We start from the raw sequence: 24,568 nt of genomic DNA, 5'->3' as shown, positions 1-24,568 counted from the left end.
TAACGATATAAAGATAGCTTTAAGTGACCCCTATCGCGCCCGGCGGCGTAGGACAAGGGCAGCGAGGACGAGCAGGAGCGCGGTCGCGCCCGCCGCGAGATTACCCAGGCGGGAGAACAACGTCGGCGCGGACGCGGGCGGCAGCGCGGCCTCGATCGCGCCCGCCTGCATGTGCGGCACGGTGGCGAGCAGCGCGCCGTCCGCGGCGATCACCGCGGAGATGCCATTGGGCGTCGCGCGCACGATCGGCAATCCTTCCTCGATCGCGCGCATCCGTGCCTGCGCCAGATGCTGCGGTGGCCCCCAGCGGCCGAACCATGCATCGTTCGACGGATTGAACAACAGCCGCGGGCGATGCGCGGGATCGATCACCCGGCCCGAGAAGATGATCTCGTAGCAGATCTGGACGCCGATCGCGCCGAAGCCGGCGGTGTGGAGCGTCCGCGGCCCGGGCCCGGGCAGGAAGTCGACGTCGCCCGGCACCAGTCGCGCGAGGCCGAGCGGCTTCAACAGCCATGGCATCGGCAGATATTCGCCGTAGGGGACGAGATGCGCCTTGTCGTAGCGCGCGGTGATGCGCGCGTCGGGCGAGATCGCGAACACCGAATTATAGCCAGCGGCGATGTCGCCCGAGCGATCAAAGGTCAGCGCGGTGCCGCCCGTCAGCAGCAGGTCACGCGGGCCGAGCAGCGCGGCCATGCGCTCGCGAATGACGGCGGGGCTGCGATCGCCGTACACCCAGTAGGGGTAACCGTCCTCGACGAAGTCGCGCACCACACCCTCAGGCCATAGCACCAGCCGCGGCGCAGCGCCGGGACGACCGGAAAGCGCGGACAAGCGCCGCAGCATCATTTCGCCATCGCTCTCGCCGCGCTGGTCCTGCGCGACGTTGGGCTGGACGACGACGATGCGCGGGGTCGTCGGGCCGAGGCGAGGTGCAGCGCTGCGATAGCTGAACGCTTGCGCGATCAGCAGCGCCGCCACGACGCCGCCGGCGGCCACCAGCGCCGATCGCCGCGACAGCACCAGCGCCGCACCCGCCAGCGCGATCGTCAACCCCGACAGACCATAGGTGCCGACCCACCGTGCCAGCGCCGCGGCGGGCTGCACCGGCACCCAGATGACGCCGAGCGGATCCCAGGCATAGCCGGTGAACATCCAGCTTCGCACCCACTCGGTGGCGATCCACGCCGCAGCGAACAGCAGCACCCAGGCGTAGTCGATGCGTTGCTGGCGAAAGCGCCACGCGATCCCCGCCGCGATCATCGGATATACGGCCAGGTACAAGGCGAGCGCGAGCGGCGCGACATAGCCGAGCACCGGCGGCATCTTGTCCTGAAAATCGAACGAATGCTGAAACCAATTGTCGTTGATCGTGAAATGGCCGACCCCGAACACCCAGCCGCGCCACAGCGCCGCCTTCCACGTCGGCGCCGCGTGCACCAGCCACATCCAGCCTGCGAAGCAGGCGAGCGTCAGCATCCAGAGTTGCAGCGGCGCGAACCCGCACGCGGCCGCTGCGCCCAGCAACAGGGCAGAAAGAGCAGGGCGACGGGTAAGCAATGCGAACAATCGGAGTTCCTCGGATCACCGCCCGACCGAGTGGCGGCAGGCGGCACGTCGCGGCTGTTTGGGCGAGCGGCTCGCCCCGCACAAGCACCTCGTTCCGGCTTGCAACAAGCGAGTGACGCGCCCGCATCTACGCTGTAGCATATGGGCATGACACTCAGGCCATTCCACCTTGCCTTTCCCGTTCACGATCTTGCCGCGGCGCGTGCCTTCTACGCCGGCGTGCTCGGCTGCGGCGAGGGGCGATCGAGCGCGCAGTGGATCGATTTCGACCTGATGGGGCATCAGATCGTCGCCCACCTTGATCCGGCGGCCAAACCTGTCATGGTCGAGAATGCGATCGATGGTCACCATGTGCCCGTGCCGCACTTTGGCGTCGTGCTGACCATGTCCGACTGGCAGGCGCTCGCCGACCGAGTCAGCGCCGCGGGCGTGACCTTCGGCATCGAACCGCACGTCCGCTTCAAGGGCCAGGTCGGCCAACAGGCGACGATGTTCTTCCGCGATCCTTCGGGCAACGCGCTGGAGTTCAAGGCGTTCGCCGATGACGCCATGTTGTTCGCGACCGAGGAGACGCCGTCATGACCCAGCCGATCGAAGTCGACCTGCCGCACCGGTTGGGCAAGGCCGCGGCGAAGCAGCGGATCGAGGGCGGCTTCGGCAAGCTGGCTGGTTTCATCCCCGGCGGTCACGTCGCCGAGCATCAGTGGACCGGCGACACGCTCCATTTCGTCGCGGAGGGCATGGGCCAGCGTGTCGCGGTGCGCCTCGACGTGGGCGACAGCAACGTCCACGCCTCGTTCGAGCTACCCGGTTTCCTGTCGATGTTCGGCGAGCAACTACGCGCGAAGTTGCAGAAGGAAGGGCCCAAGCTGCTCGAATAGCGAATTGCCTCCGTTCTGGAGGATCGCGGAACGAAGGCGCGTGCCGGTCGCTTCCGGATGTGAAGGGACCTTTGTTGAATGTGTGACATGATGATTCCGGTGCTCGATGCGCCGGTGGGTGGGTCGGCGACGCCGGCACGCGACGATGCCGCCATGTTGCTGGCGCTACATAGGAATGTGCTCGAGACGATCCGAACGACGATCGCGCGGTGCGCGCATCCGGGCTGCCCGTCGTGCCACGAACTCGCCGCCGTGCTGGATGATTATCTGATCGCCTGATGGGGCCGGGCGAGGCGTCGCCTCATCGTGACCCGCACGATCGCCGCGGCTGCGACGATTGGCGCGGCACCGATAAAGGATGCCGCATCGAAGCCGATGGTCGGACCAAGCCGGTCCACCGCCGCATATTGCGCCACCTTTGCCAGCGTCACACTCACCGCGATGAACAGCAGCGCGCCAAGCACACGGCGCGATCGAGCCAGCACCCGCTGAACGTGCGCGCCGTATGCGATCGTCAGCGCGCCGTCGCGATCGGCTGCGGTGCGCTGACCCGCCAGATCGTGTTGCCGACATCGTCCGCCACCAGCAGCGCGCCGCGTCCGTCCGGCTTGATGTCGACCGGGCGGCCGTGCGCCTCGCCGTCGGCGTTGACGAAGCCTGTCATCACGTCGATCGGCTTGGCGCCCTTCACCGGCCAGCCCTGCGGGGTGAACGGCACGAACACGACCTTGTAGCCCGACAGCGGCTTGCGGTTCCACGAGCCGTGCTCACCGATGAAAGCGCCGCGCGCGAACTGCCCTCCGAGCCGAGTCTCGTTGGCGAACGACAGGCCGAGTGCCGCGACGTGCGACCCGAGCGCGTAATCCGGGCGCTTGGAATATTGCTGCAATTGCTGGTTCTTCGGCTCGACCCGCGGGTCAGGATAGCCGCCCCAATAATACCATGGCCAGCCGAAGTGATCGCCGAACTCGACCGCGGTCAGATAATCGGGGGCGAGGTCGGAGCCGAGCATGTCGCGCTCGTTGACCACGGTCCACAAGGCGCGCGTGTCGGGGTTAAGTGCCATGCCATTCGCGTTGCGCAGGCCCGCGGCATAGATGCGGAAGGTCTTCTCCTTGGGATAGACCTGCAGGATGACTGCGCGGTTTCGCTCCTGATCGAGGCCGTTCTCGGCGATATTCGACGACGATCCGACAGACAGGTAGAGCGTGCGCCCGTCCTCGGACGGAATGACGTTGCGCGCCCAATGATTGCCGCCGCCGGGATAACGCACGACGAGCTCGGGCTTCGCGGTGATCTTCGTTTCGCCCGCCGTGTAGGGCACGCGCACCAGCGAGTCGGTGTTGGCGATGTAGAGCGCGCCATCGAACAGGGTCATGCCCGACGGCGAGTTAAGCCCGGTCATGAACGGCGTCTTCACCTCGGCGACACCGTCGCCGTTCGCGTCGCGTAGCAGCGTGATGCGGTTGGCCGAGGGTACCCCTGCGCCAACCTTGCCGAGCAGGTGCTTCATCACCCAGCCCTGGATGCCGCCGCCCTCACGCGGGGGTGAGTTGGTTTCGGCGACCAGCACGTCGCCATTGGGCAGGCGATAGAGCCAGCGCGGATGCGCGAGTTCGGTCGCGAAGGGTTGAACGGTCAGGCCCGCGGCGACGGTCGGCTGCTCCCCGTTCTTCCACCCGATCGGGTCGGCGGTGCCGACGGTCGGGATCACCTGCTCTCGCGGCGCGGTGATGTCGGGGCGTCCGCCCGCGACTGCGTTGACGTCGAGCCGCGCCTTGTCGGGCCAGGCGAGATAAAGAAAGATGCCAACGGCGACGAGGGCGATCAGGCCGAAGACGGCGAGCACGTGCTTGAGCATGATCGCTATGTAGGCGCGATCGCCGTGCGATGCATCAAGCTTGTGCAGGTTCCCCGTCGCCAGTGACGCGGAGAACGGAGGTGGACCGCCGGCATGGGGGGCATACCGGCGGCCCCCGGCGGTTCAGCCAACGGGTGCGACCCGAAGGGCTTGTTCCGCCGGTCCGAAGGGAAGGGGGCGGGGCGCGCTTACCGCATCCCGCCCCCCGCCGAGCTCAGGTTCGTTTCGGTACCGGGCAGTGCCCGGCAGCGCAAGCATCACGCGTCGAGCAGGTCGTAGCGATCCGCGTTCATCACCTTGTTCCAGGCCGCCACGAAGTCGCCGACGAACTTGTCGCCCGCGTCGTCCATCGCATAAACCTCGGCTACCGCGCGCAACTGCGAGTTGGAGCCAAAGATCAGGTCGGTCCGTGACGCGGTCCAGCGATGCTCGTGCGTCAGGCGGTCGGTGCCGACATATTCCTGATCGCTCTTCTCATCGACCTGCTTCCACGCCGTCTTCATGTCGAGCAGGTTGACGAAGAAGTCGTTGGTCAGCTGACCCGGACGGTCGGTGAACACGCCGTGCTGCTTCGCCTTCGAGTGGTTGGCACCCAGCACGCGCAAACCACCAATCAGCACCGTCATCTCGGGCGTCGACAGGCCGAGCAGCTGCGCCTTGTCGACCATCAGCTCCTCGGTCGGCACGGTGAAGCGCACCTGCAGGTAGTTGCGGAACGCGTCCGCCTTGGGCTCCAGCACGTCGAAGCTCGCCGTGTCGGTCTGCTCCTCCAGCGCGTCGGTGCGGCCCGGGGTGAACGGCACCTCGATCGCCTTGCCCGCTGCCTTCGCCGCAGCCTCGATCCCGACGTTGCCGCCGAGCACGATCAGGTCCGCGATCGAAACCTTCTTGTCACCCTTGCCGTCGAACTCGGCCTTCAGCCCCTCGTAGACCGAGAGGACGCGGGCGAGCTGCTCGGGCTCGTTGACGTCCCAGTCACGCTGCGGCGCGAAGCGGATGCGCGCACCATTGGCACCGCCGCGGTGGTCCGACTTGCGGTAGGTCGAGGCCGATGCCCAGGCGGTGGTGACCAGCTCGCTGATCTCCAGCCCCGAATTGGCGATCGCCTGCTTGAGCGAGGCTACGTCCGACTGGTCGATCTGTGGATAATCGGCCTTGGGAATCGGATCCTGCCAGATAAGATCCTCCGACGGCACTTCCGGACCGATGTAGCGCTGCTTGGGACCCATGTCGCGGTGCGTCAGCTTGAACCACGCACGCGCCCAGGCGTCGGCGAAGTACGCCGGATCGGCGCGGAACTTCTCCATCACCGCGCGGTAGGCGGGGTCCTCGCGCAGCGCCATGTCGGCCGAGGTCATCATCGTCGGGACCTTCTTGCCCTCGACGTGCGCCGACGGGGCGAGCGTGTCCTCGGGATCGCCGACCGGATGGTACTGGTTCGCACCCGCCGGGCTCTTGGTCAGCTCATATTCGTGGTCCAGGAGCATGTCGAAGTACGTCATGTCCCAGGTGATCGGCGTCGGCGTCCACGCGCCCTCGATGCCCGAGGTGATCGTATCGTCGCCCATGCCGGTGCCGTGCGTGCTGGTCCAGCCCAGGCCCTGTGCCGCGATGTCCGAGCCTTCCGGCTCACGCCCGACCTTGGACGAGTCGCCGTTGCCGTGCGCCTTGCCGAACGTGTGACCGCCCGCGGTCAGCGCGGCGGTTTCCTCGTCGTTCATGCCCATGCGCGCGAACGTTTCGCGCATGTCACGCGCCGAGCCGAGCGGGTTGGGCTTGCCGCCCGGACCTTCGGGATTGACGTAGATCAGACCGTGCTGGATCGCGGCCAGCGGGCTCTCGAGCGCGAGACCAGCCTCCTCGTCGATGCGGGTCTGGCCGAGCCACTCTTCCTCGGTGCCCCAGTAGATGTCCTTGAGCGGCTCGAACACGTCCTCGCGCCCGCCCGAGAAGCCGAAGGTCGGTCCGCCCATCGACTCGATCGCGACATTGCCGGTCAGGATGAACAGGTCGGCCCAGCTGAGCGCACGGCCGTACTTCTGCTTGATCGGCCACAACAGGCGACGTGCCTTGTCGAGGTTGCCGTTGTCCGGCCACGAGTTGAGCGGGGCGAAACGCTGCGCGCCCGACGACGAACCGCCGCGACCATCGCCGGTGCGGTACGTGCCAGCCGAGTGCCACGCCATGCGGATGAAGAACGGGCCATAGTGACCGTAATCGGCCGGCCACCACGGCTGGCTGTCGGTCATCAGCGCCTTGAGGTCCTCCTTAACCGCGGCATAGTCGAGCGTCTTGAACGCTTCGCGATAGTTGAACTCGGCGCCCATCGGGTTGGCAGGCTGGCCATCGGTCTGCAGGATCTCGAGCGGCAGCGTGTCGGGCCACCAGTCGCGCGCAGTGCGGCCCAGCAGCGAGCGCATCGCGGCGGGCTGCTTGTTGGGATCGTTGATCGGGCTGCCTTCGGTAATCGCGTCCATCAGTATCGGCTCCTCGTCGGCGCGTTGCGGCCGCTTGGCCTCCGCGAATAGGCGGAGGAAGCTGCGGCTCGTGATAATGGGTATGTATGTCTAGCGCGTGACCAGTGATCGGGGAAACGTGAAATCACACGTGTATTGATCGCCGTGCTCGATCAATCATCGTCGCTGTCGGATGGCGTGACCGGAGGGTGGAGGCGGACGCGGTTGACGCGACGCTCGTCCGCATCGATTACCTCGATCTTCCAACCGCTCGGATGATCGAGGCAGTCGCCTACGACCGGAACATGGCCTGCGAGCACCGCGGTCAGCCCGCCGATCGTATCGACGTCATTCTCGACCTCGGCGAGCCGGGGATCGATCGCCTCGGCGATGTCCTCCAGTTCGACGCGCGCGTCGGCTTCCCACGCGCCGCGGTCGATCGGCACCAGCAGCGGGGCAGGCGCCTCGTCATGCTCGTCCTCGATCTCGCCGACGATCTCCTCGATCAGATCCTCGATCGTGACGAGCCCTTCGGTGCCCGAATATTCGTCGAGCACCACCGCCAGATGGACGCGCGTCTGGCGCATGTCGGCGAGCAGGTCGAGCGCGCCGCGCGACATCGGCACGTACAGCGGCTGGCGGATCAGGGCAGCGATGTCGGCCGGCCGCGCGGCGCTGCCCGCCAGGATGTTGAACACGTCCTTGATGTGGACCATGCCGATGATCGTATCGAGATTGTCGCGATATACGGGCAGGCGGCTGACGCCGGCCTCGGCGAACACCTGCACCAGATGGTCGAAGGTGGTGCGCTCTTCCACGGCGATGATGTCCGCGCGCGGCACGCCGACGTCGCCCGCGTCACGCTCGCCGAAATGGAGCAGGTTGCGCACCATCTGCCGCTCGAGCGGGGTCAGGTCACCCTTGGCGTCGGGGGAGGGATCGTCCTCGTGCCGGTCGATCACCTCTTCGAGCTGGTCGCGCAGCGTTTCCTCGCGCTGTTCGCCGAAGATCAGGTTGCGCAGACCGCTCCAGATATTCTGTTCATTGGGGTCGCCGCCGTGCGCGGCGCTACTTCGGTCCTCGGCCATGATGGCTGCGTCATTCCTCTCGGATTAGATACGGGTCGGCGATGCCGAGCTCGGAGAGTGCCGCGCGTTCGATTTCCTCCATCGCGTCCCCCTCTTCGTCGGTGCCGTGGTCATAGCCTAGCAGATGCAGCGTGCCGTGCACCACCAAGTGCGACAGGTGATGCTGGACCGAGATGCCGCGCTCTGACGCCTCAGCCGCACAGACACCGTGCGCGAGCACGATGTCGCCCAGCAGCACCTCACCGTCGTCGCTGTTCTGCGTGACCGTATCGATCAGGTCGGGCTGGACCATCGGGAAGGACAGCACGTTGGTCGGCTTGTCCTTGCCCCGATACTGCTTGTTGAGCGCGTGCACCTCGTCGTCGCTGGTCAGCCGCACGCTCACCTCGACGTGCGCCGGGGTGGTGAGCAATTCGCCGTGCGGCGTATGCGACACCGCCGCGCGCGCGGCAGCGAGGATCAGCGCTTCCCAGTCGGCGCGGTCCTCCCACGGTTCCTCGCGCGTCAGCTCGACGTGGATCACGCCTCGACCCCCTCGTACGCCTCAACGATGCGCCCGACGATCGGGTGGCGCACGACGTCGGCGGCGGTGAAGCGGCACAAGGAGATGCCCTCAACCCCGTCCAGCCGCTGCGTCGCGTCGGCGAGCCCGCTCGCGCGGACGCCGCCGGGCAGGTCGGTCTGGTTCGGGTCGCCGCAGATCACCATGCGGCTGTTCTGTCCGAAGCGGGTCAGGAACATCTTCATCTGCGCCGGCGTCGTGTTCTGCGCTTCGTCGAGGATCACGAACGCGTCGGCGAGCGTGCGCCCGCGCATGAACGCGATCGGTGCGATCTCGATCTCGCCGCTCGCGATCCGCCGCTCGACCTGCTCGGCGGGCAGGCAATCGTACAGCGCGTCGTACAGCGGGCGGAGGTAGGGATCGACCTTCTCCTTCATGTCGCCGGGCAGGAAGCCGAGCCGCTCGCCCGCCTCGACAGCCGGGCGCGACAGGATCAGCCGCTGGACGCTGCCGGTGATCAGCTGCGCCACCGCCTGCGCGACCGCGATATAGGTCTTGCCCGTGCCCGCGGGGCCGAGTGCGAAGATCATGTCGTGGGTGGTCAGCTCACGCATGTAATGCGCCTGCGCCGCGGTGCGCGGCACGATCGTCTTCTTGCGCGTGCGGATCATCACCGACGGCGCGCCGGGGCCGGCGTCGGCGCGGATGATCCCGGTCAGCACCGGCTCCGCTGCCATCGCGATTGACGCGTCGACGAGACCGGTATCGACCTCCTCGCCGCGTTGCAGCCGCTGGTAAAGATCGTTCAGCACATCGCGTGCGAGCGCGACCTGCTCGGCGGTTCCCTCCAGCCCGACGCGATTGCCGCGCGCGGTGATGTAGACCCCCAACCGGTTTTCCAATGCGACCAGATGCTGATCGTATTGTCCGAATAACTGCACCAGCAGTTGCGGCCTGTCGAACAGGAGTTCGACGCGGGCACGTTCCCCCGTCTGGGCGGGAGCAGGCTTGCGACTCATGCGGTCCTTTCGTTGCACACCCCAAGGTGAGCACTCGCGGGCGCGCGCGCAACTGCCGCGTGCATCGCCCAGATCAGGAAATCGTCACTCCCTGCGCTCAGGCGGCGACCGCGACGCGTGGCTCGCCCGCCAGCGAGTTCGGCCCCGCCTGTGTCAGGGTGACCTCCACCACGTCGCCGATCGCGTAATCGCCGATCAGATGCACCGATTGCAGCCACGGCGACTTGCCGAGCCACTGCCCCGGCAGCTTGCCGCGCCGCTCAACCAGCACGCTGCACGTCTGCCCGAGCGTGGCCGCGTTGAACGCCGCCTGATCGCGGTTGAGCGCGGCCTGTAGGCGTTGCAGGCGATCGTCCATCACCTCGGGCGCGACTTGATCGGTCATGTCGGCCGCCGGTGTGCCGGGGCGGGGGCTGTACTTGAACGAGAATGCCTGCGCGTAGCCTACCGCGTCCACCAGGCTCAGCGTCTCGGCGAACTCCGCCTCGGTTTCGCCGGGAAAGCCGACGATGAAGTCGCCCGACAGCGCGATGTCGGGACGCGCGTCGCGGATGCGGTCGAGCAGCCGCAGGTAGCCGTCGCGCGTGTGGCTGCGGTTCATCGCCTTCAGAACGCGATCCGCGCCCGCCTGCACCGGCAGGTGGAGGAATGGCATCAGACTTTCCACGTCGCGGTGCGCGTCGATCAATCCTTGTCGCATGTCGTTGGGATGGCTGGTGGTGTAGCGGATGCGCGACAGACCCGAGATGCGGTCCATCGCGCGTATCAAGTCGTGCAGGCCCCGACCATCCGCGTCCTCCCACGCGTTGACGTTCTGCCCAAGCAACGTGATCTCGCGCGCGCCGGCGTCGACCAGCGCCTTCGCTTCGTCGAGCACCTGCGCGAACGACCGGCTGACCTCCGCGCCGCGCGTGTAGGGGACGACGCAATAGGTGCAGAACTTGTTGCATCCCTCCTGCACGGTCAGGAACGCGCTCGGCCCGACCTTCCGCCGGGCGGGCAGTGCGCCGAACTTGGAGGCGAGCGGCATGTGGGTGTCGAGCGCGGCATTGCCCGACGCCGCGTCGGCGACGAGGCGCGGGAGGTTGTGGTACGCCTGCGGTCCGACCACCACGTCGACCTTGGCGCGACGCACGATCTCTGCGCCCTCGGCCTGCGCGACGCAGCCCGCCACCGCAATCATCGGCGCGCGCCCGTCCTTGCCGGCGTGCTTCCTGATCCGGCCGATATCCGAATAGACCTTCTCCGTCGCCTTTTCGCGAATGTGGCAGGTGTTGAGCACGACAAGGTCGGCGACGTTGGCGTCGTCGGTCGCGACCAGGCCGTCGGCGGCCATCAACTCGGCCATGCGCTCGCCGTCGTAGACGTTCATCTGGCAGCCGAACGACTTGACGTGAAAGGTTTTCGGGGGCGATTTCATGCGCGTGCCCATAAGACAAAGCGCTGCGGATCGCTACTGTGCGGCAGCGATCCGCGCGCGCGCCTCGGCCGCGATCGCCTTGCGGTCGCCGCTGGGCGCGAAGGGTTCGAGGAAGTGCAGCGTCGCGGTGAAGCGCCCGGGTCGTGCCAAGACGCGGCGCGCGTGGTCGATGCCGGGCTCGGCGCCAACCCAGGCGAGCTCGGCTGTCGCCGCACCATAATCGATCCGCACGGGCTGGACCATCAGCCCCGCGGGTGCGGGATCGAGCGCGCCGAGCAGCGCCGCCTTGAACGGCAGCAGCGTCACGCCGTCGCCGGTCGTGCCCTCGGGAAAGATCGTGACGGGCCACGGTTGCGCCAGCGCCGTGCGCAATTGCGCCACCTGCGCCGCGACGTTCATCCGGTCGCCGCGCGCGACGAAGATCGTGTGGTTAAGCGTGCACAGCCAACCGATCAGCGGCACGCCGCGCAATTCTTCCTTCGCGACGAAGGCGGTGCCGTTCGCGCCCGCGAGCAGCAGGATGTCGATCCAGCTCAGGTGGTTGGACAGCACCACCACGTCGCGGTGCAGCGGCTGCCCGATCACTTGCACCCGCGCGCCGACGATTCCCGCGACGGTGCCGAGAAACCGGCGCGGCCAGGGAGAGGGCGCGCGCGCCAGCCGCCATGCACCGTGCAGCACGAGGTCGACCAGCAGCGCGACGACGAGCAGCACCAGCCGCGCCGCTGTCCGCATCGCGCCGATCACGGTTGCGGGTCCCGCGCCGCGCTCAATCCTTGCGGCTGAGGCTGACGCCGTACAATTCCATCCGGTGATCGACCAGGCGGAAGCCGAGCTTCTCCGCGATAGCCTTCTGCAACTGCTCCAACTCGGGGTCGACGAACTCGATCACCTTGCCCGTCTCGACGTCGATCAAATGATCGTGGTGCGCCTCGGGACTCGGCTCGTAGCGCGCGCGCCCGTCACCGAAATCGTGTCGATCGAGAATGCCGGCTTCCTCGAACAGGCGCACGGTCCGATAGACGGTCGCGATCGAAATGCCGGAGTCGATCTTCGACGCGCGCTCATACACCTTTTCAACATCGGGATGGTCGTCGGCTTCGGACAGCACGCGCGCGATGACGCGGCGCTGCTCGGTGATGCGCAGGCCCTTCTGCTGGCACAGGGCTTCTAGATCGATGTTGCGAGGCATGAACGGGCTCTTAGTGCCTCGGGCTTGTTGCGAAAAGCGCTACCGACTCGCAAAAAGCCTAGACGTCGCGGGCATAGGTATGCGCGTCGAAGCTCTCGCCCGATTTGGCGCGGTAATAATCGCACCGCTCGCCCGCCTTCACGAAGCCGTGGGCGGCGTAGAGCGCGACCGCGGGGTTGTTGGCGCGCACCTCCAGGTGGACACGGCGCACGCCGCGTCCGCGGCATTCGGCCAGCATCGATCGCATCAGCGCACCCGCGACGCCGCGGCGGCGGCAGGCCGGATCGACCGCGATCAGCAGCAGTTCCGCCTCGTCGATGATCGCGCGCACCAGGGCGAAGCCGACCACATCGCCCTCGATCCGCGCCAGCGTCAGCCACACGCCCGGCATGGTCAGGATGCCGACGCACTGCGCACGCGTCCACGCTTCGCCGTAGCGCGGCTCGAACGCCGCCTGCATCACGCGGTCGACCGCGTCGGCGTCGCTGACGCGGCCGCTCGTCAGTTCGACCAGGTGGAGCCGCGTGTTCACCGCGCCACCTTGGGCGCCGCCCTGGACGTCGGCACCTTGGCATCGGGCGCGCGACCGTAGAGCGGCGCGGGGGGCAACGTGCGATACTCGGCGGGCAGCAGCAATGCGTTCGCGGCATCGGGCCACGCTTCCGAGACCGGAACGTCGGGATCGATGTCCGCCAGCCAGCGCGTTCCACTACCCAGCAAACGGCGCTTGCCCAGCGCGGCGAGCGCGGCATCGGGGCGGAGCGACTGCACCTCGCCCAATGCGCGGAAAGGGGCGGCGAACGCCTGCATGAAGACCTCACCGTGCCCGCCTTCGGTCACCACTGCAAGTTCGGGTGCAACCTCAGCCGCATCGTCCTCGGCCAACGCCGCGGCGGCGATCAGCGCGAGTGCGCTGTACCCGTGCGCCTCGGCACCCCAACCGAGCGCCAGCGCCCGCGCCGCGGCGATCCCGACGCGGATGCCGGTGAAGCTGCCCGGCCCGACATCGACCAGGATGTGTTGCGCGCGCCCACCGCCCGGCAGATCGGCGATCATCGGCAGCAACCGCTCGGCATGGCCGCGCCCGACCACGTCGTGCCGGCGTGCGAGTAGGGTCTCGCCCTCGAACAGCGCGACCGAGCAGGCGGCGGTCGCGGTGTCGATGACGAGCAGGCGGGCTGCGTCGCTCACGTCAACGGCTTGGTGATGAGGATCAGATGCATCGCGCAGGCTTTCGCCGCCCGCGCGGCTTCATGCAACCGTGTTGAACTTCTCGAACGCCGGGCGCGGGCTGCGATCAAAGATCGAGGCGGGATCGCCGTGGCCGATTGTCATGATAAAGTTGGTGCGCACCGCCGGCTGATCGGCGAAGAACGCCTTGTCGACCGCGCCGCCGTCGAACCCCGACATCGCGCCGGTATCGAACCCGAGCGCGCGCGCCGCCAGTAGCAGATACGCACCCTGCAACGACGAGTTGCGGAACGCCGACGCCTCGCGCAGTTCGCGATTGCCGTCGAACCAGCTCTTCGCATCGGTATGCGGGAACAGCTCGGGCAGATGCTCATGAAAGTCGGTGTCCATGCCGACGATGACCGTCACCGGCGCCTTCAACACCTTGGGCTTGTTCGCCTCCGAACAGCAGTCGGCGAGCTTCGCCTTGGCCGCGTCCGAGGTGCACCACACCAGCCGCGCGGGCAGCTGGTTGGCCGACGTCGGCCCCATTTTCGCCAGCTCCCAGATTGCGCGGCAATCGTCCTCGCTGACCGGCTGATCGGTATAACCGTTGTAGCTGCGCGCGGTGCGGAACAGCTGGTCGAGCGCGGCGTCGTTGAGCGGCTGGGACATGGAAACTCCGGCTAGTCGAGGCAGGGATGGCAGGGCGTGCCGCGGATCAGACCGCGCGCACCTCGCTCACTTCGGGCACGTAGTAACGCAGCAGTTGCTCGATGCCGTTCTTCAGCGTCGCGCTCGACGATGGGCAGCCCGCGCACGCCCCCTGCATCCGCAGATACACCTTGCCCTTATCGAACCCGCGATAGACGATGTCGCCGCCGTCGTTCGCCACCGCCGGGCGCACGCGCGTTTCAATCAAATCCTTGATCTGCGCGACGATGTCGGCGTCGGCGGGGTCGTCGGCAAAGGCTTCCTCCTCCGCCGGTACCGAAAAGCCGGCGGTGGCGGGGCGGAACAACGGCATCTGCGCCGCGAAATGATCCATCAGGATACCGAGCACATCGGGCTTGAGCGTCGCCCACGACGTGCCGGGCGCTGCCGTGACCGACACGAAATCGCGCCCGAAGAACACGCCGGTCACGTCGCCCAGGTCAAACAGCGCCTGCGCCAGCGGGCTGGCCTCGGCTTCCTCGAACGTCGCGAAGTCGCGCGTGCCCGCGTCCATCACGACGCGGCCGGGCAGGAACTTGAGGGTCGCCGGGTTCGGCGTGATTTCGGTCTCGATCAGCATCGCCGCGATGTGGCGTGGTGGGGCGACCGGATCAAGCGGCGCTTGCGAAAGCGATCGTTTCAGTGCGCGTGCCCGGCCTTCACACGTCCAACTGCTTCACCGCCGCGTTCCACTTGGCGACGTTGTCGCGCGCCTCCTGCACGAACGCGCTGCGCTTGACGAAGCCGAGGAACAGGTCGGCGAACCACTTGCCCGGCTGACGCAGCGGGCGCTCGAACTGGATCAGCAGCACGACGCGCGTGCTCTGCGTGTCATTCCACACCTCGTGATCGTAGGTGTCGTCGAACACGAGCGTCTGCCCCTCCGACCAGCGCACGATGCGGTCGTCGACGCGCATCCGCACGTCGCCCTCGCGCGGCACGATCAATCCCAGGTGACAGGTGATCAGCCCCTTGGTCACGCCGCGATGCGCCGGTATGTGCGTGCCTGGCGCCAGGATCGAGAAGAATGCCGAGTTCAGCCCCGGGATCGCCTCGATCACCGCCTTGGTGCGCGGGCAGCGCGCCAGATTGTCGTCGATCGGATAGCCGTAGCCCCATAGGAAGAACGACCGCCACTTGTTCACTTCCGCGATCGAGCGGTGGTCGGGCGAAATCGTCGCGAGGCTGGGCGCGGCGTGGCCGACCAGCGCGACCGCAGTCGCCTCGGCGCGGATCGCCTGCCAGTGATCGCGCAATCCTTGCGTCCACGCGAAATCACGCATGTCAAGCACCGGATCGTTCGGCACCAGCGACGATCCCGCGATCAGCCGATCGAACAAACCGCGCAGATGCTTGCCGACCCGGATGATCAGCGGACGATTGCCCTCCGCCTTCATCGCCGCGCCCGCGCTCGGCGCGCCCGAGATGACGTTCAGGTCGGGTGTCGTCGCCTTCGCGCCCGTGCTGCGCTGCCACGTGCGGGGTTCGACGACCTGTTCTGCAATCATGGTTACGTCCACTGCTTCGCTCGATCCGCTCCGGCCATGCGCGTGCCCGGGGTCAGTGGCGGTGTGCTAGCGACGCAACGCGACGAAATGATGGCATCGATGCGGCGAAGCGTGAGCAGTTGCGGCCAGGCCGGTAAGCATGTGTTTCCCCGCGCCTTCCTGGGCGGGCTCCGTGTCGCGCAGGCGTTGCGGACGCGCCCGGCGAGGCCTACACAGGTTACATATGAGTCTATCCGCACGCGCGCTGTCGAAGCCGCTCGTCGCCTTTCTCCTCGCCACCGCGCTTGTTCCGGCCGCTGCCGGACAGCGTGTCGGGAACGGCAAGCCGGCTCCGGCGGTCAAGGCGTCCACGCCCGACGCGACTCCGGTCGATCCCGCCTCGGTCAAGGTCGACACCGCACCCTGGCTGTTCAAGGGATCGGACATTCCGCCCGACCCGGCATGGTATTTCGGCCGGCTACCGAACGGGCTGCGCTACGCGGTGCGCAAGAACGGCGTGCCGCCGGGTCAGGTCGCGGTGCGCGTCCGCATCGACGCGGGATCGCTGTACGAGAAGGACGACGAGCAGGGGTTCGCGCACCTGATCGAGCATCTGTCGTTCCGCGGTTCCAAATACGTGCCCGATGGCGAGGCCAAGCGCGTGTGGCAGCGCTTCGGGGCGACCTTTGGCTCTGACTCGAACGCGTCGACTACGCCGACGCAGACGGTCTACAAGCTCGACCTGCCAGGGGCCACGCAGGCGAATCTCGACGAAAGCCTCAAGATTTTCGCCGGCATGATGCAGGAACCCGCGATCACCGCGCAGGGGCTCGCCGCCGAGCGTCCCGCGGTGCTCGCCGAGCAGCGCGAGGCGCCGGGGCCGCAGGTGCGTTACGGCGACGCGCTGCGCCAGACCTTCTTCGCGGGGCAACCGCTTGCCGACCGTTCGCCGATCGGCACGATCAAGACGCTGGAGGCTGCGACCCCGGCAGCGGTGCAGGCGTTCCACGATCGCTGGTACCGGCCCGAGAATACGGTCGTGATCCTGTCGGGCGACATCGACCCGGCCACGGCCGCGTCGCTGATCGTCAAGAATTTCGCGAGCTGGACCGGTCACGGCCCGTCAGTGCCCGCGCCCGATTTCGGCAAGCCTGATCCCAAGGCGGCGCCGACGAAAACGGTGGTCGAACCCTCGCTGCCCCCGATCGTTGCCACTGCGGTACTGCGCCCGTGGGAGTACCGCGACGACACGATCGTCTTCAATCAGAAGCGGCTGGTCGATTTCGTCGCGTTGCGCGTCATCAACCGCCGGCTGGAAACGCGCGCGCGCGCCGGCGGCAGCTTCCTGCAGGCATCGGTCAGCCTCGACGACGTGTCGCGCTCGGCGAACGGCACCTTCACCAACATCGTGCCGTTGGGCGACGATTGGGAGGCGGCGCTGAAGGACGTGCGCGCGGTGATCGCCGACGCGATGGCGACCGCGCCAACGCAGGCAGAGGTCGATCGCGAGCTGACCGAGTTCGACGCGGCGATGAAGAACGACGTCGCCACTGCGCGTGTCGAAGCGGGATCGAAGCAGGCCGACGATATGGTCGGCGCGCTCGACATCCGCGAAACGGTCGCGGGACCGGAGACTTCGTACAAGATCCTGCAGGATGCTCGCGCGAAAGGGTTCTTCACCCCCGCGGCGATGCTCGAATCGACCAACCGCCTGTTCAAGGGCGATGCGACCCGTGCGCTTCTCAACACGCGCACCCCCGACGCGGGCGCCGCGGCGAAGCTCGCCGCTGCGCTCAAAGCCGACGTGTCGAAGCTCGCGGGCAAGCGCAGCCAGCAGGCGGCGGTCGATTTCTCCAAGGTGCCCAAGCTCGGCGTGCCGGGGAAGGTAACCGCGCGTGCCACCGTTTCCGCCGATCCGGGGATCGAGCAGGTCACCTTCTCGAACGGCGTGCGCGCGCTGCTGTATCCAAACACATCGGAAACGGGCCGCGTCTACGTCCGCGTGCGCTTCGGCCGCGGCAATCTCGCGCTGCCGGGCGACAAGCCGACCGTCGCCTGGGCCGGCGACAATGCGCTGGTCGCGAGCGGGATTGGCAAGCTCCGCCAGGGCGATCTCGACCAGCTCACCGTCGGCCGCCGCATGGGCCTCGATTTCGACATCGGTGACGATGCGTTCACCTTCAGCGCGATCACCACGCCGGGCGATTACGCCGACAATCTGACGCTGATGGCGGCGAAGCTCGCCGCGCCCGGCTGGGACCCGCAACCGGTGGCGCGCGCGCGTGCCGCCGCGCTCGCGGGCTATGCCGGGCTGTCGTCCTCGCCCGACGGCGTGCTGTCGCGCGACCTCGAGCGACTGTTGCGAGACGGCGACCCGCGCTGGGGCACGCCGACGCTGCAGCAGATCGAGGCGCTCAACGCCGCCGACTTCCGCCGCTTGTTCGAACCGCTGCTGGCGACCGGCCCGATCGAGGTCGACGTGTTCGGCGACGTGAAGGCGGACGAGGCGATCGCCGCGATCGCCAAGAGCTTCGGCGCGCTCAAGCCCCGCGCGCCCGCGCCGACCAGTGCCGCACCCGTGCGCTTCCCCGCGCACAACGCGACGCCGGTTCTGCTGACGCACGACGGCGCCGATACGCAGGCCGCCGCAGTGATCGCCTGGCCGACCGGCGGCGGCTCGGCCGACCATGCCGAGGCGCGCCGCCTGGACGTGCTCGCCGCGGTCTTCTCCGATCGCCTGTTCGAACGGCTACGGTCGGTCGCGGGCGCGAGCTATTCACCGAGTGCGCAGAGCCAGTGGCCGACCGGACTGCCCGGCGGCGGGCGGCTCGTCGCGTTGGGACAGGTCGCGCCCGACCGCGTGCCCTTGTTCTTCCAGCTCTCGCGCCAGATCGCCGCCGAGCTGGTGTCGACCCCGATCGGCCCCGACGAGCTCAAGCGCACGATCGTGCCGATGCTCCAGTACATGGCGCGTGCCTCGTCGGGAAACCAGTTCTGGCTGATGCAGATGCAGGGCGGCAGCTACGATCCCAAACGGGTCGAGGCGACGCAGAGCATCGTCACCGACATGACGAGCATCACGCCCGAACTACTCCAGGCCACCGCGGCCAAATACCTGCGCCCGAACAAGGACTGGACGCTGGCGGTCATGCCGAAGAAAGCCGCGCCGGCCGGCGCCGCCGGCAGCAATTAGGCGCGGCACAGCGATGACGGCGGCGGCGCTGCGGCAGGAGTTGGAGGCGACAGCACGCCGCGCCGGGCTGGTCGCCGCCATCGACCTGCTGCGTACCCGTGCTGATGCGGGCGAGGTGCCTGCGCTGGAGATGCTAGCGCACTGGCATCTGTGGGGTAGCTACGTCCCGCGCGACGCGGCGGCTGGGCATGCGGCGCTGACACGCGCATCCGAGGCGGGATCGGTCGAGGCAACACTGACCCGCGCGGCGTTGCTGGCGACCGGCACCGGTGTCGCGGAAAATCCTGCCGCGGCGTTTGAGGTCGTACGCACCCTTGCCGATTGTTCGCCGCTTGCCGCACGCCAAATCGCCTTGATGGAAGCGCAGCCGGTCGGCTGCCCGGCGCGCGTGGTCCAGGCCGATCCGTATGTTGCCGTCATCGAAGGGCTGCTTAGCGCCGCGGAGTGCCGCTACCTGATCGATACGATCGGTCCGCGCGTGCAACCGTCGATGGTGGTCGATCCCGCCACGCGGCGGCGCATCCCCAATCCGGTCCGCGACTCGCATGGCACCAACGTCTCGCCGGTCGAGGAGGACGTGGTCGTGAACACGATCAACCGCCGCATCGCGACCGCTACCGGCACAGACTGGACGCAGGGCGAGCCGCTGCACCTGCTGCGCTACGCAGCCGGGCAGCAGTACAAGCCACATCTCGATGCGCTGCCGGGTGTCGACAATCAGCGCTCGGTCACGGTCCTGCTCTACCTGAACGACGCGTTCACGGGCGGGGAGACGTGGTTCAAGGGCGGGCTGACCCTACGCGGGCGGACTGGCGACGCGATCGTGTTCCGTAACCTCGACGACGACGGTCAAATCGACCGCCGCACCGAACATGCCGGGCTGCCGGTCACGTCGGGCACCAAATGGCTCGCGACGCGCTGGATACGCGAGCGCAGCTTCGATCCGTGGAGCGGGCAGGGCGGCTAGGCGCCCTTGTACAACCCCTCCAGCCGCTCGCCGTAGATTTTCCGCAACACGTGGCGCCGGATCTTGAGACTCGGCGTCAGCTGCTCGTTCTCGATGGTGAATGGCTCGTCCGCGATCACCCAGCGGCGTACCCGCTCGATCACCGACAGGTCGCGGTTGGTACGGTCGACCGCTTTTTGCAGCGCGGCGCGGTAATCCTGATTGTCGATCAAGCCCTTGTACCCGCCCGACAGGCCCTGTCCGCGCGCCCATTCCTGCGTCCACTCGGCGTCGGGCACCAGCACCGCGACCATGTGCGGCTTGCGGTCGCCAGTGATCATCGCCTGCGCGATCTCGGGCTGGAGCGTCAGCATGCCCTCGACCTTGGCGGGGGCGACATTGTCGCCCTTGTCGTTGATGATCAGGTCCTTCTTGCGGTCGGTGATGCGGATGCGCCCGGCTGCGTCGATCTCGCCGATATCGCCGGTGTGGAGCCAGCCGTCGTGGAGCACGCGCGCGGTCTCCGCCGGGTTGCGCCAGTAACCGTGCATGACGAGCTCGCCCTTGACCAGGATTTCGCCGTCCGCCGCGATCCGCACCTCGGTGTTGTCGAGCGCGGGTCCGACCCCGTCCATCGTCACCCCGGCCGACGGGCGGTTGCACGAGATCACCGGCGCCGCCTCGGTCTGGCCGTAGCCTTGCAGGAAGGTGAGCCCGAGCGACTGGAAGAACACGCCGACCTCGGGCGTCAGCGGCGCGCCGCCCGAGATCATCGCCTTGATCCGACCGCCAAATTTCTTCGCGATCTTGGGCTTGAACAGCGCGTCGACGAGCAGCGCCTTAGGCCGGTCGGCGAAGCGCAGCGTGCCCGCGTATCGCTTCGCACCGATGTCGAGCGCCGCCGCGAGCAGCCGCGCGGACATCCCGCCCTGCTTCTCGATTGCCTTCGAGATCCGCGTGCGCAGCACCTCGAACAGCCGCGGCACGACGAACATGATCGTCGGGCGCACCTCCTCGATGTTCGCGGCGAGCTTCTCGATCCCCTCGGCATAGTAGATCTGCCCGCCCATCCCGATCGGGAAATGCTGCCCGCCAGTATGCTCATAGGCGTGGCTGAGCGGCAGAAACGACAGGAACACCTCGTCGCCCCAGCCGAAATCCTCCGCCACGACGGCCGAGCAGCCCGCGACATTGTGCAGGATCGCGCCGTGGTGTTGCATCACCCCGCGCGGCGCCCCACCGGTGCCCGAGGTGTAGATGATGCAGGCGAGGTCCTCGCGCGCGAAATCGGCCTTGGCGCGCGCGCCCTCGACGCTCGCGGGGTGCGTGTCGATCAGCGTCTGCCAGTCGTAGACGTCGAACGGCGTCTGCCCGAGCCGCACGGGATCGATCCCGATCAGGATCTGCGGCTGGATCGAGCGCAGGATCGCGGGCATCAGCGTCTTTGCGAGCTTGTCGGTCGAGACGATCACCGCCTTCGCACCCGAATTCTCGATGATGTGGGTGTGGTCGCGCTCGGTGTTGGTGGTGTAGGTCGGCACCGTCACCGCGCCCGCCGCCATGATGGCGAGGTCGGACAGGCACCATTCGGGCCGGTTCTCGCTCACCAGCATGACGCGGTCGCCGCGCTCCACCCCGATCGCGGTCAGCGCGGCGGAGAGGCGCGCGACCTTCTCCGCCGCCTCGCGCCACGTGATCGCAGTCCAGGCGCCGTCGCGCTTTGCCCACAGGAACGGCGCGTCGCCTTTCTCGGCTGCGCGGGTGAGGAACATCGCGACCAGATTGGGGAAATGCTCAAGCCTGCGTGTCACCGATCATCCTCCCGCGCGCGGTGTCGATCGGCCGCGCTTCGGCCTTGCTCTAGGGGCAGGTGAGAAAAGGCGCTAGTGTGTGGCAGCGACACTTGGGCGAGGGACCATCATCGCCTCATCCTGGACTTGATCCGGGATCCCGCTTCGTTGTTCCGTCCGATAGCGAGCGGGAGACGACGAATGATCGTTGTATTTGGGTGAACCCTGTCGGCTTCGTAGGTCAGAAATCGCCGCCGCGGTCGTTCACGCCCCGATCATGGACGCGCTCACCCGCGAGCGTTATCGCAGCCTGATGCGCTTCCGCCTCCTCGCCGCCGCTGCTCTCCTCCTTGGCTCCTGCGCGCAGGTGCCCCCCGGCGCGCCGCGCGCTGCTCCGGACACCGCTGCCGCACCCCGCGCGCCGGGCTTCGTCGTTGCCGCCAACCCGCTCGCGGTCGACGCAGGGATGGCGGTGCTGCGCCGCGGCGGCAGCGCGGTCGACGCGGCGATCGCGGTGCAGGCGATGCTGTCGCTGGTCGAGCCGCAGAGCTCGGGCATCGGCGGCGGCGCGTTCATGACCTATTACGACGGTACGACGCGGGACGTGACCGTCTATGACGGCCGCGAGGTCGCGCCAGCCGGGGCCACGCCCGACATGTTCCTCGATCCCGCGACGGGCCAGCCGCTGCCGTTCGCGCAGGCCGTGCTGTCGGGTCGCGCGACCGGCGTGCCCGGCGCCGTCGCCATGCTCGCCGAGGCGCATCGCCGTCACGGCGCGCTCGCGTGGAGCGCGTTGTTCGACGACGCGCAGCGGACCGCGCGCAATGGATTCATTGTCTCGCCGCGGCTCGCGCGCATGCTCGGCGGCAGTTACGCTGAATTGTCCGCGCCCGACGTGCAGCGCTATTTCGCGCGGCCAGGCGGCGGGTTGCTCCAGGCCGGTGATCGATTGCGCAACCCGGCCTACGCCGCTTTCCTCTCACGCTTGGCGGCGCAAGGGTCGGCCGCCCTATATCGCGGCGAGACGGCACGGCGGATCGTCGCGCGCGTGCGTGCCGCGCCGCTCGCCGGCAGCCTGAGCGAAGCCGATCTCGCCGCTTACGCACCTGTTGCGCGCACGCCGGTTTGCGGTGCGTGGCGCGTCTACCGCGTGTGCGCCGCGCCGCCGCCCGCCAGCGGCGTCGGGCTGATCGAGCTGCTCGGGCTGCTCGAGCGTACCGACATTGCGAAGCGCGGGCCGAACGATCCGCAGGGATGGTACCTGTTCGCCGAGGCGAGCCGGCTGATGTATGCCGACCGCGACCGCTACGTCGCCGACCCCGCCTTCGTACGGGTGCCCGTCGCGGGGATGATCGATCGGGCCTATCTCGACGCGCGCGTGCGTCTGATCGGCCCGCGCGCCGGCCCGGCGCCGGTCGCGGGCACGCCGCCCGGAGCGCCGTCAACCGGTCCCGACGCGACGCGTGAGCCCGCCGGCACCTCGCACTTCATCGTCGGCGACGGCGCGGGCAACTTCGTATCGATGACCACGACGGTCGAGTCGATCTTCGGATCGGGCCGGATGGTCGACGGTTTCTTTCTCAACAATCAAATGACTGATTTCTCGTTCGCACCCCGCAATGCTGACGGCCGCGCCGCAGTGAATGCGGTGGCTCCGGGCAAGCGCCCGCGTTCGTCGATGACGCCGCTCGTCCTGCTCGATCGCGAGGGTCGTTTCGCGGGCGCGATCGGATCGGCGGGCGGCAACGCCATTCTTGCTTATGTCGCCAAATCGCTCGTCGCGGCGATCGACTGGAACCTGTCGGCGCAAGACGCGCTTGCGCAGCCCAATCTCGTTGCGCGCGGTGACGCGTTCCAGGGTGAGGTGACGAAGTTCTCGGCCCCAGTGCTCGCCGGCATCGCCGCCCGCGGTGTCGCGCTCAGACCGGGGCAGGGGGAGGATTCGGGCGTCCACGCGATGATCGTGCGCAGCGGCAACCGCTACGACGGCGGCTACGATCCGCGCCGTGAGGGCAAGGTGGTGGTCGAGGCGGTGCCCGTGCCGCGAATCAGGGGCTCAGCCATCCGCCCCGACCGCGTCCCCGACGCACGCGAACCCGTCGCGGCGCAGTAACGTATCCAATTCGCGCAGCATCCGCGCGGGCAGGGCGGGGCCGCCGTAGACCATCGCGGAATAGACCTGCACCAGGCTAGCGCCCGCCCGAATGCGCGCATAAGCTTCCGCGCCGGTATCGATCCCGCCGACCGCGACCAGCGGCAGCGCAGCTCCCGTGGCCCGCCGAAAGTCGACCAGCCGCGCGCGTGCCAGCGGCCTGAGCGGCGCGCCCGACAGCCCGCCCGCCTCGCCCTTGTGCCGCGACGCGAGCGCGGGCCGCGACACGGTGGTGTTCCCGATGATCAGCGCGTCGACCCCGCCATCGATCGCGGCGCGCGCGATGTCGTCGATCTGCGCGTGGGACAGATCAGGGGCGACCTTAAGGAACAGCGGCGTCGTGCCCTTGGCCGTGCTGGCGGCGGCGAGCAGGTCGCGCAGCGCCGCCCCCTCCTGCAGGTCGCGCAAGCCCGGCGTGTTGGGCGAGCTGATATTGATCGTCACGTAATCGGCGACCCGCGCCGCCGCGGTCACGCCGGCGACGTAATCCGCCACACGGTCCGCCGCGTCCTTGTTCGCGCCGACGTTGATGCCCAGCACGCCGCCGCGTGTCGCTGCCGCCGCACGCGCGATGCCCTCGGCTTGTCCGCCGTTGTTGAACCCGAAGCGGTTGATGACGCCTCCGTCCTCCTCCAGCCGGAACAGCCGCGGCTTCGCGTTGCCCGGCTGCGGCAGCGGCGTCAGCGTGCCGACCTCGACCGCACCGAAGCCGAGCGCGAACCAGCCGGAAATCGCGCGCGCGTCCTTGTCGACCCCGGCGGCGAGGCCGAGCGGATTGGCGAAGGTCAGCCCGGCGACGCGCGTCTCCAGCCGTGGCACGCGGGGTCGCATTGGCGCGCCGGCTGCGCCCCAGGCGGACAGCAGCCGCACCGCGGCGACGTGCGCGCGTTCGGGATCGAGCAGGCGAAGCAGGCGGGTGGCGTCGGGCATGACGCGCCTCTTCGCCGATCACGCGGGCCTGATCAAACCGGCATTTCGCGCCGCGGTTGTAAGGAACGTATGATCCGGCGCTTCTTCCGTCCAATACTTCGCCGATTAATCATGGTCTAACGTATCTGCGACCCGAAGGGCTTCGTTCCGCGAGGCTCTTGCACTCAGGCCCGGCACTCCCGCCGGGCCTTTTTT

At 68.1% G+C, this 24,568-nt stretch carries 23 protein-coding genes; 6 read left to right on the top strand and 17 right to left on the bottom strand.

What is annotated here, in order from left to right:
* Window positions 1–30 precede the first annotated feature (30 nt).
* On the bottom strand, window positions 31–1,572 hold the full coding sequence (gene lnt / locus Q0579_RS08675; RefSeq protein ID WP_298811296.1) for an apolipoprotein N-acyltransferase: 1,542 nt from the start codon (window positions 1,570–1,572) through the stop codon (window positions 31–33).
* A gap of 147 nt (window positions 1,573–1,719) precedes the next feature.
* Here lnt and Q0579_RS08670 point away from each other — a divergent pair, with 147 nt between their 5' ends.
* The 3 genes from Q0579_RS08670 to Q0579_RS08660 all read left to right on the top strand — a co-directional run bounded on the left by Q0579_RS08670 (window position 1,720) and on the right by Q0579_RS08660 (window position 2,732).
* Complete coding sequence (locus tag Q0579_RS08670) at window positions 1,720–2,154, top strand: VOC family protein (protein ID WP_298811294.1); 435 nt, start codon at window positions 1,720–1,722, stop codon at window positions 2,152–2,154.
* Complete coding sequence (locus tag Q0579_RS08665; RefSeq protein WP_298811293.1) at window positions 2,151–2,453, top strand: polyhydroxyalkanoic acid system family protein; 303 nt, start codon at window positions 2,151–2,153, stop codon at window positions 2,451–2,453. Before Q0579_RS08670 ends, Q0579_RS08665 begins: the two co-directional genes overlap by 4 nt.
* Before the next feature lie 87 nt (window positions 2,454–2,540).
* On the top strand, window positions 2,541–2,732 hold the full coding sequence (locus tag Q0579_RS08660; protein WP_298811291.1) for a hypothetical protein: 192 nt from the start codon (window positions 2,541–2,543) through the stop codon (window positions 2,730–2,732).
* Here the strand turns inward: Q0579_RS08660 and Q0579_RS08655 are convergent.
* The 14 genes from Q0579_RS08655 to Q0579_RS08590 form a co-directional block, all read right to left on the bottom strand.
* Window positions 2,717–2,917 carry a hypothetical protein gene (locus Q0579_RS08655; protein WP_298811290.1) on the bottom strand — a complete coding sequence of 67 codons (201 nt, stop codon included), beginning with the start codon at window positions 2,915–2,917 and terminating at the stop codon, window positions 2,717–2,719. The two genes, Q0579_RS08660 and Q0579_RS08655, sit on opposite strands and share 16 nt — an antisense overlap.
* A gap of 50 nt (window positions 2,918–2,967) precedes the next feature.
* Window positions 2,968–4,314: a sorbosone dehydrogenase family protein gene (locus Q0579_RS08650; RefSeq protein ID WP_298811288.1), complete on the bottom strand. Its 1,347-nt coding sequence runs from the start codon at window positions 4,312–4,314 to the stop codon at window positions 2,968–2,970.
* 257 nt (window positions 4,315–4,571) lie between these two features.
* Window positions 4,572–6,791 (bottom strand): catalase/peroxidase HPI, encoded by a 2,220-nt coding sequence (katG, locus tag Q0579_RS08645; protein WP_298811285.1) that lies wholly within the window; start codon window positions 6,789–6,791, stop codon window positions 4,572–4,574.
* A 152-nt stretch (window positions 6,792–6,943) separates the two neighbouring features.
* The gene (locus Q0579_RS08640; RefSeq protein ID WP_298811283.1) at window positions 6,944–7,858 is read right to left on the bottom strand and encodes a hemolysin family protein; all 915 of its coding nucleotides are present in this window, start codon (window positions 7,856–7,858) and stop codon (window positions 6,944–6,946) included.
* A 10-nt stretch (window positions 7,859–7,868) separates the two neighbouring features.
* Window positions 7,869–8,381 (bottom strand): rRNA maturation RNase YbeY, encoded by a 513-nt coding sequence (gene ybeY, locus Q0579_RS08635; RefSeq protein WP_298811281.1) that lies wholly within the window; start codon window positions 8,379–8,381, stop codon window positions 7,869–7,871.
* Window positions 8,378–9,379 (bottom strand): PhoH family protein, encoded by a 1,002-nt coding sequence (locus Q0579_RS08630; protein ID WP_298811280.1) that lies wholly within the window; start codon window positions 9,377–9,379, stop codon window positions 8,378–8,380. Before Q0579_RS08630 ends, ybeY begins: the two co-directional genes overlap by 4 nt.
* Window positions 9,380–9,476: 97 nt before the next feature.
* Window positions 9,477–10,799, bottom strand: coding sequence for a tRNA (N6-isopentenyl adenosine(37)-C2)-methylthiotransferase MiaB (gene miaB, locus Q0579_RS08625; RefSeq protein WP_298811278.1), 1,323 nt, complete (start codon window positions 10,797–10,799; stop codon window positions 9,477–9,479).
* A gap of 33 nt (window positions 10,800–10,832) precedes the next feature.
* On the bottom strand, window positions 10,833–11,534 hold the full coding sequence (locus Q0579_RS08620) for a lysophospholipid acyltransferase family protein (protein ID WP_298811275.1): 702 nt from the start codon (window positions 11,532–11,534) through the stop codon (window positions 10,833–10,835).
* A 34-nt stretch (window positions 11,535–11,568) separates the two neighbouring features.
* Window positions 11,569–11,991: a Fur family transcriptional regulator gene (locus tag Q0579_RS08615; RefSeq protein WP_219767610.1), complete on the bottom strand. Its 423-nt coding sequence runs from the start codon at window positions 11,989–11,991 to the stop codon at window positions 11,569–11,571.
* Window positions 11,992–12,049: 58 nt separating this feature from the next.
* Entirely contained in the window at window positions 12,050–12,523 is a 474-nt protein-coding gene (rimI, locus tag Q0579_RS08610; protein ID WP_298811272.1) for a ribosomal protein S18-alanine N-acetyltransferase, read from the bottom strand.
* On the bottom strand, window positions 12,520–13,182 hold the full coding sequence (gene tsaB, locus Q0579_RS08605; RefSeq protein ID WP_298811269.1) for a tRNA (adenosine(37)-N6)-threonylcarbamoyltransferase complex dimerization subunit type 1 TsaB: 663 nt from the start codon (window positions 13,180–13,182) through the stop codon (window positions 12,520–12,522). The genes rimI and tsaB overlap by 4 nt, the downstream gene beginning before the upstream one ends.
* Window positions 13,183–13,242: 60 nt before the next feature.
* Window positions 13,243–13,836 carry a malonic semialdehyde reductase gene (locus tag Q0579_RS08600; protein WP_298811267.1) on the bottom strand — a complete coding sequence of 198 codons (594 nt, stop codon included), beginning with the start codon at window positions 13,834–13,836 and terminating at the stop codon, window positions 13,243–13,245.
* 46 nt (window positions 13,837–13,882) lie between these two features.
* A complete protein-coding gene (locus tag Q0579_RS08595; protein ID WP_298811264.1) occupies window positions 13,883–14,455 on the bottom strand; it encodes a NifU family protein in 573 nt (190 codons plus the stop codon).
* 79 nt (window positions 14,456–14,534) lie between these two features.
* The gene (locus Q0579_RS08590) at window positions 14,535–15,383 is read right to left on the bottom strand and encodes an aspartyl/asparaginyl beta-hydroxylase domain-containing protein (protein WP_298811263.1); all 849 of its coding nucleotides are present in this window, start codon (window positions 15,381–15,383) and stop codon (window positions 14,535–14,537) included.
* 223 nt (window positions 15,384–15,606) lie between these two features.
* Here Q0579_RS08590 and Q0579_RS08585 point away from each other — a divergent pair, with 223 nt between their 5' ends.
* The gene (locus Q0579_RS08585) at window positions 15,607–18,555 is read left to right on the top strand and encodes a M16 family metallopeptidase (RefSeq protein ID WP_298811261.1); all 2,949 of its coding nucleotides are present in this window, start codon (window positions 15,607–15,609) and stop codon (window positions 18,553–18,555) included.
* 13 nt (window positions 18,556–18,568) lie between these two features.
* Window positions 18,569–19,522: a 2OG-Fe(II) oxygenase gene (locus Q0579_RS08580; protein ID WP_298811258.1), complete on the top strand. Its 954-nt coding sequence runs from the start codon at window positions 18,569–18,571 to the stop codon at window positions 19,520–19,522.
* On the opposite strand, the gene Q0579_RS08575 is transcribed toward Q0579_RS08580, so the two are convergent.
* Entirely contained in the window at window positions 19,519–21,273 is a 1,755-nt protein-coding gene (locus Q0579_RS08575; RefSeq protein ID WP_298811438.1) for an AMP-dependent synthetase/ligase, read from the bottom strand. The two genes, Q0579_RS08580 and Q0579_RS08575, sit on opposite strands and share 4 nt — an antisense overlap.
* A gap of 295 nt (window positions 21,274–21,568) precedes the next feature.
* Here Q0579_RS08575 and Q0579_RS08570 point away from each other — a divergent pair, with 295 nt between their 5' ends.
* Window positions 21,569–23,404 carry a gamma-glutamyltransferase family protein gene (locus tag Q0579_RS08570; protein ID WP_298811256.1) on the top strand — a complete coding sequence of 612 codons (1,836 nt, stop codon included), beginning with the start codon at window positions 21,569–21,571 and terminating at the stop codon, window positions 23,402–23,404.
* Here the strand turns inward: Q0579_RS08570 and Q0579_RS08565 are convergent.
* Window positions 23,348–24,373 carry a quinone-dependent dihydroorotate dehydrogenase gene (locus Q0579_RS08565; protein WP_298811254.1) on the bottom strand — a complete coding sequence of 342 codons (1,026 nt, stop codon included), beginning with the start codon at window positions 24,371–24,373 and terminating at the stop codon, window positions 23,348–23,350. The two genes, Q0579_RS08570 and Q0579_RS08565, sit on opposite strands and share 57 nt — an antisense overlap.
* Between the last annotated feature and the right edge of the window lie 195 nt (window positions 24,374–24,568).

Source organism: uncultured Sphingomonas sp., from assembly GCF_936927845.1.
GTDB lineage: Bacteria > Pseudomonadota > Alphaproteobacteria > Sphingomonadales > Sphingomonadaceae > Sphingomonas.
Note: the sequence above shows the minus strand (reverse complement) of the source record. Positions and strands in the feature narration are given on the sequence as shown.